Origin of the sequence: Collinsella sp. CLA-ER-H3 (genome assembly GCF_040092425.1) — a bacterium.
GTDB lineage: Bacteria > Actinomycetota > Coriobacteriia > Coriobacteriales > Coriobacteriaceae > Collinsella.
Genome location: NZ_JBBNLP010000007.1, coordinates 103978 through 123646, shown reverse-complemented (window position 1 = coordinate 123646; position 19669 = coordinate 103978). Strand labels below are relative to the sequence as shown.

The window sequence follows — 19669 nt, the reverse complement described above, 5'->3', positions numbered from 1 at the left end:
GGGCTTAGTTCTCCTCTGATCCAGAAACATCCGAATGGTGCTTGGCCATGAACTGCTGCTTGAAGTCGCCGATGACGCGCAAGAGCTCAGCCTTGGTGTCATCATCGATCTTCTTGGCGCGAACCTTGTCGAGCAGCGAGCCAAAGCCATTGTCCATGTACTCGATGAGCTCGGCACGGAAAGGCAGCACGTCGGCGATCTCCAGGTCATCCAGGAAGCCCTCGTTGCCAGCGAACAGCGTAACGATCTGCTCGCCAACCTCAAACGGCTTGTAACGCGGCTGCTTCAGGAGCTCGGTCATGCGGGCACCATGGGTCAGCTGCTTTTGAGTAGCCTCGTCGAGGTCGGAGCCGAACTGCGTAAAGCCGGCGAGCTCCTGGTACGAAGCGAGGTCCAGACGGAGGTTGCCGGCGACCTGCTTCATGGCCTTGGTCTGCGCGTCGCCACCGACGCGGGACACGGAAATGCCCACGTCGACTGCCGGGCGCTGGCCCTGGAAGAAGAGTTCGGACTGCAGGTAGATCTGACCATCGGTAATGGAAATGACGTTGGTCGGAATGTAGGCCGAGACGTCGCCGTCCTGGGTCTCGATGATCGGAAGAGCCGTCATGGAGCCGTAACCGTTCTTCTTGGACATCTTGACGGCACGCTCGAGCAGACGAGAGTGCAGGTAGAAGATGTCGCCAGGATAGGCCTCGCGTCCGGGCGGACGATGCAGCGTCAGCGACATCTGACGGTAGGCCACGGCCTGCTTGGACAGGTCATCGTAGATGACGAGCACGTGGCCACCGGGGTTGGTCTCGCTGGCGGGCTTGCCGTCCTCGCCGTTGTACATGAAGAACTCGCCAATAGCGGCACCGGCCATAGGCGCGATGTACTGCATAGGGGCGGAATCGGCAGCAGTGGCCGAAACGATGATGGTGTAGTCGAGCGCACCGTGCTGAGCGAGGGTCTCGCGGATGTTGGCAACCGTGGAGGCCTTCTGGCCGATGGCGACATAGATGCAGACCATGCCCTTGCCGCGCTGGTTGAGGATAGCGTCGATGGCGATGGCGGTCTTACCGGTCTTACGGTCGCCGATGATGAGCTCACGCTGACCGCGGCCAATAGGCACCATGGAGTCGATAGCGAGCAGACCGGTCTGAACCGGCTCGCACACCGGGGTACGATCGATGACGCCGGGAGCCTTGAACTCGATGGGGCGACGGTGCGTGGCGACGATGTCGCCCAGGCCGTCGATGGGCTGGCCGAGCGGATTGACGACGCGGCCGAGCATGGCACGGCTCACGGGGATATCCATAATGCGGCCAGTGGTGCGGCACTCGTCGCCTTCCTTGATGGAGTCGACGGCACCGAACAGAACGGCGCCGACCTCGTCACGGTCAAGGTTCTGGGCAAGGCCGAAGACGGTCTCACCGGTATCGGAGCTCTTGAACTCCAGAAGCTCGCCTGCCATGGCGCTCTTGAGGCCGGAGACGCGCGCGATGCCGTCGCCTACCTCGTCGACCGTTGAAACCTCATGCGTATCGACCGTCGCGGAGAGGCTCGTGAGCTGCTCCTGCAGTTTCTTGGCGATATCCTGGGCATTGAGGGTTTCGGACATTAGGCTTCACCTCCGTACGAATTAGCAGAGTTTGCGAGGGTCTCCTGCGCGATGCGCAGCTGCGTCTTGACGGAAATGTCACGACGCTCGCCGCGGGCCTCGAGCACCAGGCCGCCCACGATAGACGGGTCGACCTGCTCGATAAGGAATACCTTGCGGCCGAAGTCCTGCTCGCATTTCTTAGTGATGGTTTGACGCAGCTCGTCGTCGAGCGGGATCGCCGTGGTGACGGTCACGCCCACTACATCCTCGTCTTCCTCGGCAACATACTTAAAGGCAGCTGCCACCTTGGGAAGAAGGTCGAGCTGGTCGCGCTTGGACATGGTGTCGAGCACGGCGATGATCTCGGGGCTGGCAGAAGCCAAACGCTCGACCATCTCGAGGTCCTCGAACACATGGTTCTCGGCCTTGGCGGCTTCCAAAAGGGAACGCGCGTAGGTCTCGAGCACCTTGTCCTGATAGCGGCTAGTCGGCATTCAGGCTACCTGCTTCCTGGATGTAGCGCTCGATGAGCTTCTTCTGCTCGGCATCGTCCTCGAGTGCCTCGCCCACGATCTTGGTGGCGACGGCAACGGACAGGTCGGCGATGGAGCTCGCGGCACCGGCGTAGATGGACTTGCGCTCGTCCTCGACGGTCGTATGGGCCTTGGCGATGATCTCCTCGGCCTCCTTGTGAGCAGCCTCGATGATACGGGCACGCTCGGACTCGGCGTCCTTACGGGCCTCGAGAACGATGTCGGCAGCCTGACGACGGGCGTCGGTGACGATCGAGTCGGACTCAGCGCGCTTGGCGATAGCCTCCTGCTTGGTCTTCTCGGCCTCGTCGAGGCTCTCCTCGATCTTCTTGCCGCGCTCCTCCATGGTTTTCATGATGCCCGGCAGGGCGACCTTGGCCAGCACGATCCAGATAATCAGGAAGGCGATAAGCGCCGGGATGAACTCCGCCATCTTAGGGATGAGGATGTCCGCACCGGCGGCGCCGTCCTCGGCGAACGCGGAAACCGGCATGAGCAGCGCGGCCGCGGACGCGGAGAGTGCGATCGCGCTCTTCTGGGATGAAAGATTCATACTTGACGCTCCGTGCTATTTAACGATCAGCGCGACAACGAAGCCGATCAGAGCCAGAGCCTCGCCGAAAGCGGAGCCCATGATGAAGACGGTGAACACGCGGCCCTGGACCTCAGGCTGACGGGCCATAGCACCCGTAGCACCCAGAGCAGACAGGCCGATAGCAAGACCAGCGCCGATAACACCGAGACCGTAACCGATAACTCCCACGATTCCTCCTTTGTCGTGCGTGTCTTATTTCACGCAGGATAACCTTTTTATAACTGCCGGGCTCCATGGGTACGGGCACCGGCGGTTTAACGAATTGCCTTACCTTTAAGGCACGAACGGAAGACTACTCCTCCTCCGCGACCTCCTCTGCCTCGGAGACATACACGGCGGTAAGGACCGTGAAGACGTAAGCCTGGATGGCGCCGACCACAAGCTCGATCGCATAGATCAGGATGAGGATGGCAAGCCAGGCCAGCGAAGGCAGGGCGCCGACGGCGTGGGCCGCGGAAACCTGCTGAAGCAGCGGCTGCATGAACATGCTCGCCATGATGGCGAACGAGCCCATGACCACGTGTCCTGCGAACATGTTGCAGAACAGACGGACGGCAAGCGTGATGAGGCGCAGGAAGGTCGAGAAAAGCTCGACGACCCACACGAGCACGTTCATCGGGAAGCTCACGCCCTGCGGGGCGAGGCTCTTGATGTAGCCGATCACGCCGTGAGCCTTGCATCCGTAGTAGATGAAGTACACGAAGGCGAAAATGGCGAGTGCGGCGGTGGAGCCGATTGCGCCGGTGCCGGGCTTCATTCCCGGGATCAGGCCGATCATGTTATTGATCAGGATGAACAGGAAAAGCGAGCACAGGAACGGGAAGTGCTTCTTCCAGTTCTCACCCACGACACCCTTGCCGATATCGTTCTCGACGTACTCGATGATGTACTCGAAACCGTTGACGAAGAAGCCCTTGGGAACCAGGGTCTGCCTCTTCTTGAACACGGCCAGGACGATCAGGAGCACGATCGTGGAGACGATCAGCCAAAACGAGTACTGCGTGATGCCGCAGCTCAGATCGCCCACGACAGGGGTGGAGCTGAACTCGCTGACCAGATGATTAATCTCATCAGGCAGCTTTTCAAAAATTTCCACGACTTACCTTTCGACCTCATGAGGATCTCGCAGCGCCTTGGCGACGCGAACCGCGCAGGCGGCCATAAAGGCCACGAAGCCGATCGCCTCGCCCAGGAGGAACATGCGAAATGCCTCTCCGAACAACACAAACACAACCAAGGTAAAGACAAGCAACGCGATTGCCGAGACCGCGAGACTCACCATACCCTTGAGCATGTCCGCATTCTGCTTATCGTCAAGAACCGGCTTGAGCGTAAAGACAAAGGGAAGGAAGGCAATCGCGCCCGCGATGGCACCTGCAACGATAGCGAGCAGATCGGCTATCTGAAACACTGGCGTCCTCACTTTCCTTTTTTATCGCCTCACAGGACAGTTCCCGCCAAACATTGGTGACTATTGTACGAGCCAATCGCTAAAGTACAACCGAAAAAGCATCGGTTAATACGCACCTGTTCGTTTTCTTAAGACCTTCTTTATGCCGCAGGTACGGTAATACGTTTTTCTCGAACCCTGCAGGGCAAAACGTCCGTTAACAGGAGTGCGCGCGGTCGTCTTTTGCTCGCCCGCGCGCACCATTTCTTCGTATTTTCGACGTTAGCCGGTATGGCCCAGAGATTACAGCGTGCCGTAGATGCGGTCGCCGGCGTCGCCCAGGCCGGGAACGATGTAGGCAGCTTCGTTGAGATGGTCGTCGATGGCGCAGGCATAGATATGCACATCGGGGTCCTTCTCAGTCAGCGACTTGAGGCCCTCGGGGGCCGCGACGATGCACAGCATGCGGATGTCCTTGACGCCGCGCTCGCGCAGGTAGCTGATGGCCATCTCGGCCGAACCGCCCGTGGCGAGCATGGGGTCGACGACCAGGCAGATGCGCTGGTCGATATCCTTGGGCATCTTGCAGTAATACTCATGCGGCTCGTGGGTAACCTCGTCGCGCTCCATACCGATGTGGCCCACGCGAGCGGAGGGTACCAAGTCGAGGATGCCATCGACCATGCCAAGGCCCGCACGCAGAATGGGAACGATGGCGAGCTTTTTGCCGGCGAGCTGCTTAAACGTTGCGGTGGTGATGGGGGTCTCGACTTCGACGTCTTCCATGGGCAGGTCGCGCATGGCCTCGTAGCCGTCAAAAAGTGCGAGTTCGCGCACGAGCTGGCGGAACTGGTTGGTGCCGGTGTTTTTGTCGCGCAGAATCGACAGCTTATGCTGGACGAGCGGGTGATCGACAAGGGTCACACGGGACGTATCGTAGGTGACGGTCATGGGTTGATTGCCCCTTTCGTTGCGGCCGGAAGATGGCCTTGCTGACAAGGCGCATGGCGATGTTGTTGCCGCGCGCCGTGCATAAGTTTAACGGTTTGTTGTATCGAGCAGCTCGTCGCAACCCTACTGAGCGGTGTTGAGCGAACGCTTGACGGCATCACGCCAACCAGCGAGATTGCTCTCACGGCGCTCGGCGGACATATGGGGAAGGAAGGTCTTAACGATCTGAGCGTTTTGCTCCAGCTCCTCCAGGTCCTCCCAATAGCCGACGGCAAGGCCCGCCAAGTACGCGGCACCGATCGCCGTGGTCTCCACCGTCTCGCACTGCAACACGGGGATATCCAGCAGATCGGCCTGGAATTGCATGATGAACTCGTTGCGCGAGGCACCGCCATCGACAGACAGGCGCTCAATCGAAAGTCCCACGTCCTGCTCCATGGCGCGCAGCACGTCGTAGCTCTGATATGCCATGGATTCGCAGGCGGCACGTACGATGGTCGCACGGCTCGAGGCGCCGGTCAGACCGCACACGATACCGCGGGCATGCGGGTCCCACCAGGGAGCGCCCAGACCCGCAAAGGCGGGAACGAAGTAGCAGCCCTCATTGTCGTTGATCGAAGCGGCGAGTTGTGCCGACTCGCTCACACTCGAGATGATGCCGATGTTGTTGCGCAGCCAGTTCATGGTGGAACCGGCAGCAAAGATGGAGCCCTCGAGTGCATAGCTGATCTTGCCGTCCGCGGCGATACCGATCGTGGAGACCAGACCGTTCTTGGATTCGACGACCTCGTCGCCGGTGTTCATGAGCATAAAGCAACCCGTGCCATAGGTGTTTTTGGTCTGGCCGGGATGGAAGCAGCAGTGGCCGAACAGCGACGCCTGCTGATCGCCCGCCACGCCCATGATGGGCGGCATGTTGGTCATGATGTCGCTCGCGACGCGGCCGTAGTCGCCCGAGCTCCAACGAACCTCGGGCATCATGGAACGTGGAACGTCAAAGAGCGCCAGCAGGTCGTCGTCCCAATCGAGCGTATGGATATTAAAGAGCGCCGTGCGGCTGGCATTGGTGTAGTCGGTGGCAAAGACCTGACTGCCGGTGAGGTTGTAGATGAGCCAGGTATCGATGGTGCCGAACATGAGGTCGCCCGCCGCCGCGCTCTCACGCGCACCGTCGACGTTGTCGAGAATCCACTGCACCTTGGAAGCCGAGAAATACGGATCGAGCGTGAGTCCCGTGCGGGAGCGCACCAGCTCTTCTGCGCCCCGCTCGACCAGCTCGTCGATCAGAGGTGCGGTGCGACGGCATTGCCACACGATGGCGTTATAGATGGGTTGGCCGCTTATGCGGTCCCACACCACCGTGGTCTCGCGCTGGTTGGAGATACCGATGGCGGCGATGCGGTCAGAATGGATACCGCTCTTAAACTGGACCTCCATCATCACGCCGATCTGGCTGGCAAGCACCTCCATGGGGTCTTGCTCTATCCAACCGGGACGCGGGAAGCTGGTTTTGACGCTACGACGTGCCTGCGCGACGATGCAGCCGTACTCGTCGACGATGGTCGCAAGTACCGAGGTGGTGCCGCAGTCGAGCGCCATGATGTAGGAACCGCCAAAGTTAAACGAGGCATCTTCCATGCCCAGGCTGCCCAGATTCAACGACATCGCTTACACCTTTCTATTGCATCGGGTCGGACAGGACCCGTTCGATCTCTGATGCGGGAAGTGCGCCTTGGCGCAGGATCTGGAGCCCGCCGTGCTGGAACGACACGATGGTCGAGGCGTCGCGACACGGGGTCTCGCCGGCGTCGACGGCAACATCGACCCCCTCCAGGATGCGACCTTCGACGGCGGCAAAGCTTGCCGGCGAGGGCGCGCCGTGTGTGTTGGCGCTCGTGCAGGCAAGGGGACTGCCGCAGGCGCGGATGAGCGCTTGGACCACGGGAGAGGCCGAAGCGCGCAGGGCCACGGTGTCGTCGGCAGCACGCATAAAGGTCGGCACGCAGGGAGCCGCCTTGACCACGATAGTCAGGGCTCCCGGCCAGCATCGTCGCGCAAGTACGCGGGCATCTTCCGGGATATCCACGCCATAGCGGTCGAGTGCTTCGGCATTATCAACCAGCCAGGCGACCGTTTGGGTGAGTTTGCGCTGCTTGAGGGTAAAGATGCGGCGGTAGCCGGTACCGAGCGCAGGGACCGCGGCGCCATTGACGACAGCCTGCGGATCGCGCGGCCACGATGGGAATTCGCTTGTATCTTGGGGCACGGCGTCCGAGAAGGCGTTGACTGCCACGGCGACACCGTAGACGGTCTCGGTCGGGATCAAGGCCAGGCCGCCGCGGCCGAGCACCTCGGCCGTGCGCTCGACGGCGAGCCGATGCGGCTCGCGCGTTCCCTCGTATACCCGATAGACCGTCTGCATGTGTATGCCAGCCCCTTACGCTCCGGTGCAAGTTTGTTTACTGTGGGGCATTCTCGCACGAAACATTCAACCTATTTGCCCAGAGCGCATGTTGGTTTGGTGAGCGGCTCTAGTAGTCGGTGAAAGTGAGGGGGTTAATTGAAGATTTTTAGCGCGCAAGCGTAACGGTACGATCGGGAAACTCGATGCTTGCAACCAGTTTTCCGCCGAGGCTCTCTGCGTACCTGCTCAGCGTGTCGAGCCTCATCGAACCCAACTCCCCACGCTCGAGCTCGGATACACGTTTTTGAGAAACGCCCATCGACTGGGCGACCGACGCCTGTGTTAGATCTTTTAACCTGCGAATCTGAGCAAGCTTATAGGCTTCGATACGATCGCGAGTCCTCTCCTGCTCGGCGGTAATGGAGTCGCGTGTTATCCCGCGAGATTCCATATACTCATGCAGTTCCATCTCGATCGAGCCTCCTTACGTGGCGACGGTATATTTGCTCGGCCCTTGGAATGTTGATCGCATACCAACCGTTCCATTTTGCCCTTGACGATCCCGCTCGCGACTTATCACCCGCCAATAGCAATACCGCCTGGCGCTTGGGGTCAAAGGCGAAGAGGATGCGAATCACCTGCCCACCACACGACGTCACTCTCAGCTCCTTTAAATGATGAAGCTTCGAGCCCTTTACGCGGTCAACCAGCGGACGACCAAGGCTGGGACCTTCCTTCTCGAGCACCAAAAGGTCTGCATAAATCTGCTTCAGCGTAGCTTCATCCTGCTCATCAAGCCAAGGTTCAATGTAATCAAGCACGATACGGTACCGATGCAGCTGATTTGACATACCTTTCTCCTTCTATAGTAGAAGTTTTACGGTATATTGCAAGGACAAACTTGCGCAAATGTCTATTTATTCAGCTTAAATACGCTGTTTGGGCTCGGTGACGATGGCTCGAACGATGCGGGGACGATCGGTGAGGTCGTGGACGATACGCACGTCCGAAAGGCCTGCTTGACGACAGAGCTCGGCCGCGGCGTCGAGCGCGCCCTCGTAGAGCTCGCAGGCAAACAGGCCGCCGGCACGCAGCATGTAGGGCGCCGCGTTGAGCAGGCGGCGGAAGATATCGAGACCGTCGGCACCGCCCTCGAGCGCCAGATCGGGCTCAAAGTCCTTGACCTCATGCGGCAGCGAGCGCATGACATCGGTGGGGATGTAGGGCGGGTTGGAGACGAGTACGTCAAAGGTGCCCCACTCTTCGCGGGGAATGGAGCTCACCAGGTTTGTGAGGCTGAAGGCGACCTCGTCGGACGTGAGGCCAAGCGCATCGCGGTTTTTGGTAGCAAGGTCGATGGCGCGCGGCTCGATATCGGTAGCAGTGCAGGTAACGTGCCCGCGGCGCTCCCAGGCAAGGGAGAGCGAAATGCAGCCCGTGCCGCAGCCGACCTCGAGAACGCGGGCAGTGCGGGGCTCGGCTGGGGCAGATACGTTGGCCTCGGCGGCATCTTGCGCGGGAGTCGCCTGTTGGTCGTTGTCCTCAATGGCGATGCCGTATTCGTCGAGCTCGGGCTCGGGGGTTTCCATGGCCTCTGCTTCTGCCGCTTCGGCTTCTGCTGCCTGCGCGGCGGCTTCCTCGGCCTCGCGGTCGGCCAGTTCCTCGGCATAGGCGCGGCTACCCAGTACGTCGCCGCCTAGCGCCGCCTCATCGGCAGCCGTCAGGTTAGCGGCGCGGCGCTCGGCGGTCGCCCGTTCGTCTGCCAGCGCGGCCTCGGCCTTGCGTGCCTCCTCGACCTCATCGTTCCAAGGCAGCTCCACGCGCTGGCGGGCAGCGGCCTCGGGGCTCAGCACCTCGGCATCCAGATAATTGAGGACTTCCTCGACGAGCATCTCGGTCTCGGGACGCGGAATGAGCACGCCGGGGGCGCACGCGACGTCAATCATGCGAAACTGCGTGCTGCCGGTGATGTACTGTAGCGGTTCACCTTTAGCGCGACGAACAACGGCCGCGTGCATGGTCTCGAGCTGGGCCGCGTTAAGCGTCTCGTCCATGCGCATATATAGGTCGATGCGTGTCAAACCCGTGGCAGCGCAGAGCAGCCACTCGGCAGAAAGACGGGGGTGCTCCTCGCCGCGCTCGGCCAGGTACTCCTTGGTCCACTCGAGACAACGCTTGATGGTCCAAATCTCGTTTGCCATGGGGCCCTCCCCTCTTAAGCGCCGGGCGGCGCGCGAATGTCGGAGCAGATTGTACGCGAGGCCAGCGCTTGGCAAGGGACGATTAAAGGCAATTATCGAGAATCAGCCCAGATTTTTGTACCGGGCTTGCTCAAAGTGTTCATTCGCTGACGTCTAAATTTGCATTCGTCAAGCTTTTGGCAAGGTTGACCCAAAACTGACCAATATCTAACCAAGAACTTGCCACATCGCTTGACGCACGACCCATCAAAAATCGCTCCGCGACTTCTTGAACGATATTCTGAGCAATATTTTCAATAGCAGATGCATGCTATTAATTACTTTGAGCAGGTAGACAGCTCAAATGCCATCACAGCTGATTGAATAACATCTCAAAGCAATGTGCCCAACCTAGTCATTTAAGAACGTCCCCAATGACTACCTCTAAGGCGCCGCAGGTTGAGCATACCGCATCCGGAGCAAGGCAACGCCGCAGGTAGAGAACGGACAGCGAGCGACGTCCAGAGCGAACAAGTTGGCATGAAAAAGGCAGGGCATAGACCTTCTGGTCATGCCTTGCCTTTTGAATGACAAATTGTCGCTCTGGGCGGCGCGCAGCGTCGAGCCGTTACGGCGTTTGGTAAAACGCCGTAACCTAAACCGCCTGTGCCAGCTTCTCGGCTCGCTCGGCGGCGGCGAGTGCCTCGATGACGGTGCCGAGCTGGTCGCCCAGGAGGACGCCGTTGTAGGTGGAGTTGAAGCCGATACGGTGATCGGTCACGCGGTCCTGGGGCTGGTTGTAGGTACGGATCTTCTCGGAACGGTTGCCGTGGCCGATCTGGCTCTGGCGCTCGGCACCGAGCTCGGCCTGCTGCTTCTCGAGTTCCATCTCGTACAGACGGGCGCGCAGCATCTGCATGCAGACCTCGCGGTTCTGGATCTGGGAACGCTGCTCCTGCGACTGCACCACGGTGTTGGTGGGCAGGTGGGTGATGCGCACGGCGGAGTAGGTGGTGTTAACGCACTGACCGCCAGGGCCGGAGGCGCAGTAGGTGTCGATGCGCAAGTCGGACTGGTTGATCTGGACGTCGATTTCCTCGGCCTCGGGAAGCACGGCGACGGTAGCCGTTGAAGTCTGGATGCGGCCCTGGGACTCGGTCTTGGGGACGCGCTGGACACGGTGCACGCCGGACTCGTACTTCATAACGGAGTAGACGCGGTCGCCCTCGACCTTGAACTCGATGGACTTGAAGCCGCCGGCCTCGCTGGGGCTGGAATCGAGCACGGTGGTCTTCCAGCCACGCGACTCGCAAAAGCGCTGATACATCTTGTACAGGTCGCCGGCGAAGATGGCCGCCTCGTCGCCACCGGCGGCGGAGCGAATCTCGACGATGGTGTTCTTGTCGTCGTTGGGGTCGCTCGGAATGAGCATGTACTTGATGTCTTCCTCGAGCTGGGGAAGCTTGTCCTCGTTCTCGGAGATGTCCATCTGGAGCATCTCTTTCTCGTCAGCATCGGTGGTATCGTGCAGCATTTCCTTGGCAGCCTCGATGTCATCGAGCGCGCCGATGTACTCGCGCGAGGCGGCGATGAGGTCGGACTGGTGCGCGTACTCCTTGTTGAGACGCGTGAACTCCTTGATATCGGAGGCGACGGCCGGGTCGGAAAGTTTCTTCTCGAGTTCCTCGTAGGCCTTGATGATCTTTTCGAGCTTGTCGCGCATGGCGGGACTCCTTTATATGCGTGAAGGTGAAAATCGGCAGAGTTGATGGGGCGCGGGGCGCCGCTGCGGGGGTAAGCCCGGCTAGAACATGTCGATCTTCAGATACATGCGCATCCCTTCGCGTATGGGGTACATAATTGCGGTCTAACCCATACATGATAGCGTGCGCAGGCAAACCTGCATATAACCCGCACGGAATGAGTGGACGTCCCCAACGGCTAACAAAGGGACTATCGCCTTGTCGCATTCTAGAGCGTATGGAGCAGGGCGATGAGGAAGCGGACACCCTGGAGGTAGGCGCGGCGGGTAATGCGCTCGTTGGTGCCGTGGACGCCGCGATCGCACTCGTCATCGTCGACCACAAAGGCCGAGAAGCGAATGCACTCGGAGCAAATGCGCTGGTAGTTGGCAGCGTCGGTCGCGCCGATCACGGTCGAGGGGACAATCGCCAACGGCTCGGATGATCCGTTTTCCTCCGTCCCCTTTGGATCACGGAAATAGCGGGCGGCGATGGAGCGAACCGCCTCGAGTCCCGGTCCGCCGATGCGCGGAGACGGCGAGGGTTCGGAGCTGCCAGGGCCGAGCTCGACCTCGACACGGTCGGCGAGCCCCGCCTCGGCAACGGCGACGCGGCAGCGGGCCACGACATCGGCCACGCTCGTGCCCTCGAGCATGCGGAAGTTGATATTGGCCCACATATCCTGCGGCATCACGTTGGCGCCGGTACTGCCGCCCTCGATTTGGGTCGGTGCACAGGTGGTCGTCACCAGCGGATAGAGCTTCTTGCTGGCGAGGCACTCGCGCACGATGGTGTCCTTGTTGGAGGCAATCTCGTCGGCCGTGTAAAGCCCCAGCTCGACGAGCTGTGCGGCAAGCAGGTCCGTGACGCGCGTCGGCCATTCGATATCGCAGATTGCGGTGATGGCACGGCTCAGCACCTCGAGCGATGTGCCGCCGTAGGGGTTGGACGAATGCCCGCCCTCACTCTTCGTCTTGAGCACAATATCGGCGTAGCCCTTCTCGGCAAGGTCGGCATGCATAAGCCAGCCCTCGCCCGCGCCGTACTCGGCAGCCGAAACGATGCGGTAGTCACCCTCGTCGATCAGGTACTCAAGCTCAATGCCGCGCTCCTCGAGCGCGCGGCCGATGGCGCCTGCGCCGTACTGCGTAGTCTCCTCGTCCTGGCCAAAGGCCAGGAGCAGCGTGCGCTCGTGCCGCCAACCGTGCGCCAGCGCATACTCAACCGCCTCGAGAATGCCTGCGACTTGGTCTTTCATGTCGATGGCGCCGCGGCCCCAAATGTAGGCATCGTCCACATGTCCGCCAAAGGGGGCGTGCGTCCAATCGTCCTCGGTGCCCGGCACCACGGGAACCACGTCCATGTGACCCATGAGCATAATGGGCTTGAGGGCAGGGTCGGAACCGCTAAGCGTCACCAATAGCGAATGATCGATAAGCTCGACCTCGCCCGCCGCGAACACGTGCGGCCAAGCCTGCTGCATATACGCGCGCAGGTCGTCGAACGGCTGCCAGTCCACCGCCTCGGCATCCATGCTCGAAATGGTCGGAAACGACAGCACACGGCCCAGGCGCTCGCATGCGCCGGCCTTGTCCAAATCGGCAAAATCATCCTCATGCGCAAAAAAGCGCCAAACCTCGGCCATGACATCCTTTCGATTGTGATGACGAGGGCCGCCCCACCGGAGCGGCCCTGCCACATAAGCGTTTGCGGTCGGTTATTTGTCCTCGAGATAACGCGAGAGGAACTCGCGGGTGCGCTGGTGTTTGGGATTGCCGAAGAGCTCCGCCGGCGCGGCATCCTCGAGCACTACGCCCTTGTCCATAAAGACCACGCGGTCGGACACCGTGCGGGCAAAGGCCATCTCGTGCGTGACGACGACCATGGTCATGCCGTCGGCAGCGAGCTTGCGCATGACCTCGAGCACCTCTCCCACGATCTCGGGGTCGAGTGCGGAGGTCGGCTCGTCGAACAGCATGATCTGCGGATTCATACATAGGGCACGAGCGATGGCCACGCGCTGTTTTTGACCACCGGACAGGCGACCCACGGCGGCGTGCGCGAACTTTTCGAGTCCCACGCTCGTCAGATGCTCCATCGCTATTTTTTCAGCCTCGGCCTTGCTCATCTTTTTGAGCGTGACGGGCGCGAGCGTGCAGTTGTCGAGCACATCCATGTTGTTGAACAGGTTAAAGCCCTGGAACACCATGCCGATGTCCTCGCGCAGCTTGTTGATGTTGCAGCGCTCGGCCGTGAGGTCCTGGCCGTGGAACCAGATGTGGCCCGCGTCCGGGGTCTCGAGCAGGTTGAGGCAGCGCAGGAAGGTCGACTTGCCCGAACCCGAGGCGCCGATAATGGTGACGACTTCGCCGGGGTTAACGGACAGGTCGATGCCCTTGAGTACCTCGAGCGAGCCAAAGCTCTTGCGCAGGCCCTCAACGCGGATGAGCGGCTCATTGGTCTGTGCGGCGGCCGCAACGCCGGTAATGGCGGTATCTGCCATGATAATTCTCCTCGTCTTGAGCCTAGTTGGAGCTGGGCAGCGTGACCGGAGCCTCGGCGCCGAGCTTTTTGCCAAAGGCCTCGAGCAGGCGGCTCGCCACGAGCGTCAGGATCAGGTAGACCACGAGCGCCACGCAGTAGACCTCCATCTGGCGGTAGTACACGCCGGCGACGGTGGTGGTGGCGTACATGAGGTCAAACACGCCGATGACCGAGAGCACCGACGAATCCTTGATGTTGATGATGAGCTCGTTGGTGAGCGCCGGAATCGCGTTTTTAATGCCCTGGGGGAACACGACCTTGCGCATAGCCTGCCACTGCGAAAGGCCCAGCGAGCGCGCCGCCTCGGCCTGACCGGGATCGATGGACTCGATGCCGCCGCGCAGGACCTCCATCATGTAGGCGGTGGAGTTGAGCGAGATGGTAACGAGGCCGGCGGTGAAGGTGCTCCAAATCTGGTTGGCCTGAGCGGTCTCGAAGCCCATGCCGCGCAAAACGGTGAAGCCCGCGTAATAGATGAGCAGGCCCTGGACCATCATGGGCGTGCCGCGCACGATGGTGGAGTAGATGGTCGCAAAGCCGCGGCCGATACTCTTAAAGAAGCGCACCAGGTCGTTATCCACGCGGTCGAAGGTCTGAATACGCAGGAACACAAAGAGCAGTGCCAGGAAGAATGCGATGACGGTGCCGAAGGTGGCAAGCGCGATGGTGATCTCGATACCGCGAATGAAGAAGTCGCCGCTCTTGTAGGTCATGTAGACCAGGCTCGACAAAAAGTCGCTGGGGTTGGAATCCGAGACAATGCTCACCTGCACCAGGTCGATAAACGACATGACGCAGCGGTCGATAAAGAAAACTGCCGCGATGGCGACCACGACGTAGCTGCCTAAACGTGCTCCACGACGGAAACGCTCGGATGCGAACGGCGACTTTTCGCGATAGTCGCTCCAGTGCATAAGCTTGGTGACCAGCGCCGCCGCCGACACGACGAGCCACGCCCACAGGATTGCCCAAAGGCAATCTTGAAACACGCCCGTGGGAGCCAAGAAGCTCAGCGGTGTGGGGTTGCGCTGGCTAAACGCCAGGCCGAGCGCCGCGATAACGCTCGTGCCCAGGTACACATAACGGTGGTCGGCCTTGATAAAGGAGGCCAGACGATTGATGGTTTTCATGCTGCCTCCCTATGCCGGCTGGCGGTCGAGGCACGCGTCCCACATTTGGTCGCGCTCCTCTTGTCTAATGCCCTTGAGTGTCTTGTCGATGAGCTTAAGGAGCTTGTCCGAGCCCTTGCGGCAGCCGACGTTTGCCGCGACCTCCTGCTTAAAGCCCTCGCCCTCGGCAAAATGAATGGGGACGATGCCCGGGTTTTGGGCCATATAGCCCTTCTCGTTCTCGGTGTTATAGGTCACGGCGTCGCACGTGCCCTGCAGCAGGTTCGAAAACACCGTGGGAACCGAATCGACCGGGTTCTTGTGGACAACGCCCGGAATCTCGTCGATGACGGTATCGAGCATGGTGTCCTTTTGCCCGAGGACCGTAGCGCCGCTAAAGTCGCTGAGCTTGGTCGCATTCTGGTAGGGCGAGCCCTCTTTTACGAACAGGCCAAAGTAACCGATAAAGTACGGGTCGGAAAAGCCGACAGACTCCTCGCGCTCGGGCGTGGCGCTCATACCGGCGATGATGAGGTCGATCTGGCCGTTGTTGAGCGAGTCGATAAGGCCCGAGAAGCTCTGTTTGACGGCAACGGGCTCGCCGCCGAGGGCCTTGCAGACGATCTTGGCGATCTGCACGTCGTAACCATCGGCATAGGCGCCCTGCACGTTGTCGATGGGGATGGTGTACTCGCTGGCTTCGGAGACCTGCCAGTTGTACGGGGCGTAGGCCGCCTCCATGCCGATACGGATCTTGTCCTTGCCGATCACGGAATCGGACAGGTCGTCGCGACCGCCGCCCGTCGTGGGCTGAACTACTTCCAGCGTGGAGGGACGCTGGCAACCGGCAAGTGCGCCGGCGACGACAGAAGCGCTCGCAGCGAGAGCGCTACCCAAAAAGATGCGACGGCTGCATACCGGCTGGACATGCGTGCCGTGTTGTTGTCGAGATTGCATCTGGTGCCTTCCCTATTTCGTTTTGCTGACAACAAGACAGGATATACGCCAGCGACCAGCAGCGCAGTACAAGCTCGAAAAATTAATAGACACACGGTAGTCATTGGGAGCGTCGATGTTTTGGCAATGCCAGCGAGCGCCGCCCAGAGCAAACAAGTTAGCATGAAAAAGGCAAGGCATAGACCTTCTGGTCATGCCATGCCTTTTGAATGACAAATTGTCGCTCTGGGCGGCGCGCAGCGTCGACCGGCCCGCCGTTCGTCAGAACGGCGGAACCTCTAGAGCAAGGTGACGCTAAAGCTACGTTTGTCGGTAGCGCCGGGAGCCAAGGTGATGGTGTTGACCTTGTGCTCAAAGACGTCGTCCTCGGTGTCCATGGTGGTATGACCGGTCCAGGGCTCGAGCGCCACAAACGGGGCATCGTTGGCGGCAGACCACACGCCAATGTACTTAAAGCCCTCAAAGTCGATCTTGACGCCGTGGCCCGACTTGCGGCCGCGCAGCGTGAGCGTGGAGCCCGGGGTATCGGTGAACATGATGGCGTCGTTATCGAAGCTGCGGTGCGTGATGGGCAGCACGTCCGAGTTATCAGGAGCCTTGTAACTACCCTCGAACGTCATAAGACCGTCGGGCGTGATGATGGGAGCCTCGTTCGTCCAAGCCTCGGTAAACGCCAGCTCGTAATCCTCGAATGCCTCGTCCTCGGCACCGGGAGCCGGTACGTTAAACGCGGGGTGGCCGCCCACCGAGAACGGCAGGTCCACGTCGCCGGTATTGGTGACGGCAAAGGTCTGCGTGAGGGTGGAATCGCCGGTCAAGGCATAGGTCATGTTGAGCTTAAAGTGGAACGGGAACGCCTTGAGCGACTCGGGCGTATCGGTGATCTCGTACGTTACCGAGGAGCCGTCCTCCGAAACCTCGACCAGCTTGTGCTCGACAATGCGCGCGAGTCCGTGGCGCGGCATCTCGCAGGTGCCGGCCGCAGACGTTGCCGTGTTGTTGCGCAGCGAGCCCACAATGGGGAACAGGATGGGCGCGTGCTTGCCCCAAAAGGCGGGGTCGCCCTGCCACAGATACTCGTTGCCGTTGAGGGCAAGGCTCGTGAGCTGGGCGCCCATGGAATCGATGGCCGCGGTGAGGCCGCCGCGCTTGATAGTAGTGACGGTAGACATGCTACTTCCTCCAAAGGTAAACAATAGTGTCGAGGGCTATTGTCCCACTCTTGGCGGCGGGACGGGACGGCAGGCGATTATTGAGTAGCCATAGCGGAATGAGCGGCGAGCGCCTACTGGGCATCTACGTAAAGGTCGAACCCGCCCTGCGGTGTGGTGTCGACCGTGTCGGGCGCCTGTGAGTTAAAGTTCACGGGGACCATGCGCTTTGAGGCACGGAAGCGCGTGCCGTCGGTGGCGACGGGCGGTTCATCGACGGTGAGCTCGTAGTCGCCGGGCTTGAGCTCGATGCCGTCACCAGCGGAATTGACGTATTGATACTCGTCAATCGTCTGCCCTTTGAGCGTGCGCCCCACGATATGGATGAGCATTTGGCTGTCGCCGCGCGCGGTGTCCCACGTCGCGCCGTCCTTGACCTCGACCGACACATGTACCGAGCGCGTGCGGCTGAGCGATTGCTCGACAGACATCTCGACCTTGGCGGCGTCTTTTCGCTGTTGTTCGACATGGCTCCAGACGTTTCCAATTACCGAGCATGCGATAACGCCGGCCATAAAGGCGATAAGGATGGGGCCAAGCGGCGAGCGACGTCCTGCATCTTCCTCGCGAGACAGATTGGGGCGACGTGTGGGTGCGGGCGCCTGAGCGCCCTGCGAGGGCACGTCGAGAATACTGAAGGATGCCGTGCTGTCGGGGTCGATAGTGTGACGCGGCTGCGGGGTCTTTGCCGGCGAGATCGACATGTCGGCTGGCTCGCCGAGCGTGGCCGTAGCGTCGGCCTTGGCCTCGTCTGCCTCGGCCTGGGCCCAGGCTTGTTCGAAGGTCAGAGGCTCGACGGGGTCGAGGGCGGCGTCCGAGTCGGCGGCGACGTCGTTGCCGGTCTCGTCCTCGTCGCTCGACACGTCACGCGGCGTGGGTTCGTCCCACTCCTCGTCCGGAGCCTCACCCTCGCTATACCACCATTCAAAGTTATCGATATCCATACGGGGCGCCCCTTAGGCCTCGCAAATAAACACTTGCTAGCCTTATACCCTCAGATGACGTGGAAGCTCACCCGCGCCAAACACGAAAACCGTCACAACATTCGACGCTTTTCTTCGATTTCGAGATTTTCATCGAATGTTGTGACGGTTTGGGCGACTGGCCGGCAGCGCAATGTGACAAAGGAACTGCCCCTTTGTCACATTCTGCTAGAGTTGCAGGGATTGAATCCCGCTTATTCATGCGACATTGGAGTGACAACCTTGACCGCCGCAACCACGCCTAAAAGAAAGTCAACCGCCGCCGCGCTCTCCCCCGCGCGCACCAAGCTCTGCCTGGCGCTGCTCGTGCTGTTGGGATTCTCGCTCGGCTGCTCCGAGTTCGTGGTCATCGGCATCGAAAGCGACTTGGCAACGGAACTCGGCGTATCACTTGCCACTGCGGGCCAGCTCATCAGCGTGTTCGCGCTCGTCTACGCCATCGCTACGCCGACGCTTGCGCTCAGCACGGGCCGTTTTCGCCGCTACCAGCTGCTCGTGTGCTATAGCATCGTCTTTGTGCTTGGCAATTTGTTTATGGCACTGGCGCCCAACTTCCAGGTGCTCTTTATCTCGCGCATTGTCCTGGGCTCTGTCTCGGGTGCGCTGCTCGCCGTGGGCGTGACGTACATCCCTGAGCTTCTGTCCCCACAGCAAACTTCGCTTGCCATCTCGGTAGTATATGGTGCGTTTTCCGTGGCGATGGTCTTTGTGACCTCGATCGGTAAGTTTGTGGCCGACACGCTCGACTGGCACGTTGCCATGTACGGCGCGCTGACCTTTGCCGTTTTGATCTGCGGAGCGCTCGTGGCGTTTATGCCGCGCGCTGGGCAAACCGACGAGCCCGCCACCTTTCGCGAGCAGGCGAGTCTGCTGCGCGAGCCGAGTATCATCACCGGCATGCTTATCTTTTTGTTTGGCGTGGGCTCGGTCTATGTGTTCTACGGCTACGTGACGCCTTATCTTGAGCAGGTGCTGGGCATGGGCACGGTCGAAGCCAGTACCACGCTTATGGCCTACGGCGTGTTCTGCCTGATCTCGAACATCCTGGGCGGATGGATCGATGCGCGCTTTGGCATGAAGGCGCTGCTTGTGACGTTTGTGCTGCAGGCGGTGGCATTGTTTGGGCTGTTTGCCGTAGGCGCTGCCATGCCGCTCGCACTTGTCTTTGTCTTTAGCCTGGCGATGCTCATGTACCTGTTCTCGGTGTCGTGCATCACGCACTTTATGGACGTGGCTCGCAGCCGCCATCCCAAATCGATGGTGCTCGCGAGCTCGGTAGAACCCATGGCGTTTAATGTCGGCATTTCGTTTGGCACCGCAGTGGGCGGCGCCGTGGTAAGCAGCATTGGTATTGCGTACGTGGGCGCAGTGGGCGCCGCGTTCTCGCTTGTGGCCTGGGCGCTCACGCTGGTGACGATTAAGTTGGCTCGCTGGGAGCGCAAGCGGGCGAGGGTGCAGGCGTAGATGCGATACTCGAGCTCGATG

The 19669-nt window shown here is 60.5% G+C and carries 20 protein-coding genes; 1 reads left to right on the top strand and 19 read right to left on the bottom strand.

Annotation, left to right across the window (positions count from 1 at the left end; all coding sequences use genetic code 11):
- Positions 1 to 4 precede the first annotated feature (4 nt).
- The 19 genes from atpA to AAAX32_RS07115 all read right to left on the bottom strand — a co-directional run bounded on the left by atpA (position 5) and on the right by AAAX32_RS07115 (position 18145).
- A complete protein-coding gene (gene atpA / locus AAAX32_RS07205) occupies positions 5 to 1603 on the bottom strand; it encodes a F0F1 ATP synthase subunit alpha (RefSeq protein ID WP_035138794.1) in 1599 nt (532 codons plus the stop codon).
- Positions 1603 to 2079 (bottom strand): F0F1 ATP synthase subunit delta, encoded by a 477-nt coding sequence (locus AAAX32_RS07200; RefSeq protein ID WP_035138792.1) that lies wholly within the window; start codon positions 2077 to 2079, stop codon positions 1603 to 1605. Before AAAX32_RS07200 ends, atpA begins: the two co-directional genes overlap by 1 nt.
- A complete protein-coding gene (gene atpF, locus AAAX32_RS07195; protein WP_006235712.1) occupies positions 2069 to 2671 on the bottom strand; it encodes a F0F1 ATP synthase subunit B in 603 nt (200 codons plus the stop codon). The genes AAAX32_RS07200 and atpF overlap by 11 nt, the downstream gene beginning before the upstream one ends.
- Positions 2672 to 2686: 15 nt before the next feature.
- Positions 2687 to 2881, bottom strand: a complete 195-nt coding sequence (locus tag AAAX32_RS07190) for an ATP synthase subunit C (protein WP_022094262.1) — start codon at positions 2879 to 2881, stop codon at positions 2687 to 2689.
- 124 nt (positions 2882 to 3005) lie between these two features.
- Positions 3006 to 3809: a F0F1 ATP synthase subunit A gene (gene atpB / locus AAAX32_RS07185; RefSeq protein ID WP_349100379.1), complete on the bottom strand. Its 804-nt coding sequence runs from the start codon at positions 3807 to 3809 to the stop codon at positions 3006 to 3008.
- Between the two features lie 3 nt (positions 3810 to 3812).
- A complete protein-coding gene (locus AAAX32_RS07180; RefSeq protein WP_035138788.1) occupies positions 3813 to 4124 on the bottom strand; it encodes a hypothetical protein in 312 nt (103 codons plus the stop codon).
- 282 nt (positions 4125 to 4406) lie between these two features.
- On the bottom strand, positions 4407 to 5054 hold the full coding sequence (gene upp, locus AAAX32_RS07175) for a uracil phosphoribosyltransferase (protein ID WP_148331844.1): 648 nt from the start codon (positions 5052 to 5054) through the stop codon (positions 4407 to 4409).
- A gap of 123 nt (positions 5055 to 5177) precedes the next feature.
- A complete protein-coding gene (gene glpK, locus AAAX32_RS07170) occupies positions 5178 to 6719 on the bottom strand; it encodes a glycerol kinase GlpK (protein WP_148331843.1) in 1542 nt (513 codons plus the stop codon).
- Positions 6720 to 6732: 13 nt separating this feature from the next.
- Positions 6733 to 7476, bottom strand: coding sequence for an L-threonylcarbamoyladenylate synthase (locus tag AAAX32_RS07165; protein ID WP_117770548.1), 744 nt, complete (start codon positions 7474 to 7476; stop codon positions 6733 to 6735).
- 148 nt (positions 7477 to 7624) lie between these two features.
- Positions 7625 to 7927 (bottom strand): helix-turn-helix domain-containing protein, encoded by a 303-nt coding sequence (locus tag AAAX32_RS07160; RefSeq protein ID WP_006235701.1) that lies wholly within the window; start codon positions 7925 to 7927, stop codon positions 7625 to 7627.
- Complete coding sequence (locus AAAX32_RS07155) at positions 7914 to 8309, bottom strand: type II toxin-antitoxin system RelE/ParE family toxin (RefSeq protein ID WP_022094268.1); 396 nt, start codon at positions 8307 to 8309, stop codon at positions 7914 to 7916. The genes AAAX32_RS07160 and AAAX32_RS07155 overlap by 14 nt, the downstream gene beginning before the upstream one ends.
- 75 nt (positions 8310 to 8384) lie before the next feature.
- Positions 8385 to 9659: a HemK/PrmC family methyltransferase gene (locus tag AAAX32_RS07150; protein ID WP_349100378.1), complete on the bottom strand. Its 1275-nt coding sequence runs from the start codon at positions 9657 to 9659 to the stop codon at positions 8385 to 8387.
- Positions 9660 to 10293: 634 nt separating this feature from the next.
- Complete coding sequence (gene prfA / locus AAAX32_RS07145) at positions 10294 to 11361, bottom strand: peptide chain release factor 1 (RefSeq protein ID WP_138340512.1); 1068 nt, start codon at positions 11359 to 11361, stop codon at positions 10294 to 10296.
- Positions 11362 to 11609: 248 nt separating this feature from the next.
- Positions 11610 to 13025: a M20/M25/M40 family metallo-hydrolase gene (locus tag AAAX32_RS07140; RefSeq protein WP_138340511.1), complete on the bottom strand. Its 1416-nt coding sequence runs from the start codon at positions 13023 to 13025 to the stop codon at positions 11610 to 11612.
- A 72-nt stretch (positions 13026 to 13097) separates the two neighbouring features.
- Positions 13098 to 13883, bottom strand: a complete 786-nt coding sequence (locus AAAX32_RS07135; RefSeq protein ID WP_117821441.1) for an amino acid ABC transporter ATP-binding protein — start codon at positions 13881 to 13883, stop codon at positions 13098 to 13100.
- 22 nt (positions 13884 to 13905) lie between these two features.
- The gene (locus AAAX32_RS07130) at positions 13906 to 15054 is read right to left on the bottom strand and encodes an amino acid ABC transporter permease (RefSeq protein ID WP_171025215.1); all 1149 of its coding nucleotides are present in this window, start codon (positions 15052 to 15054) and stop codon (positions 13906 to 13908) included.
- Positions 15055 to 15063: 9 nt separating this feature from the next.
- Positions 15064 to 15990 (bottom strand): transporter substrate-binding domain-containing protein, encoded by a 927-nt coding sequence (locus tag AAAX32_RS07125; protein ID WP_349100377.1) that lies wholly within the window; start codon positions 15988 to 15990, stop codon positions 15064 to 15066.
- A gap of 278 nt (positions 15991 to 16268) precedes the next feature.
- Positions 16269 to 17162: an aldose 1-epimerase family protein gene (locus AAAX32_RS07120; RefSeq protein WP_138340509.1), complete on the bottom strand. Its 894-nt coding sequence runs from the start codon at positions 17160 to 17162 to the stop codon at positions 16269 to 16271.
- Positions 17163 to 17275: 113 nt separating this feature from the next.
- On the bottom strand, positions 17276 to 18145 hold the full coding sequence (locus AAAX32_RS07115; protein WP_349100376.1) for a hypothetical protein: 870 nt from the start codon (positions 18143 to 18145) through the stop codon (positions 17276 to 17278).
- Between the two features lie 261 nt (positions 18146 to 18406).
- Between AAAX32_RS07115 and AAAX32_RS07110 the strand changes: the two genes are divergently transcribed.
- Positions 18407 to 19648 (top strand): MFS transporter, encoded by a 1242-nt coding sequence (locus AAAX32_RS07110; RefSeq protein ID WP_249934396.1) that lies wholly within the window; start codon positions 18407 to 18409, stop codon positions 19646 to 19648.
- Positions 19649 to 19669: the final 21 nt, after the last annotated feature.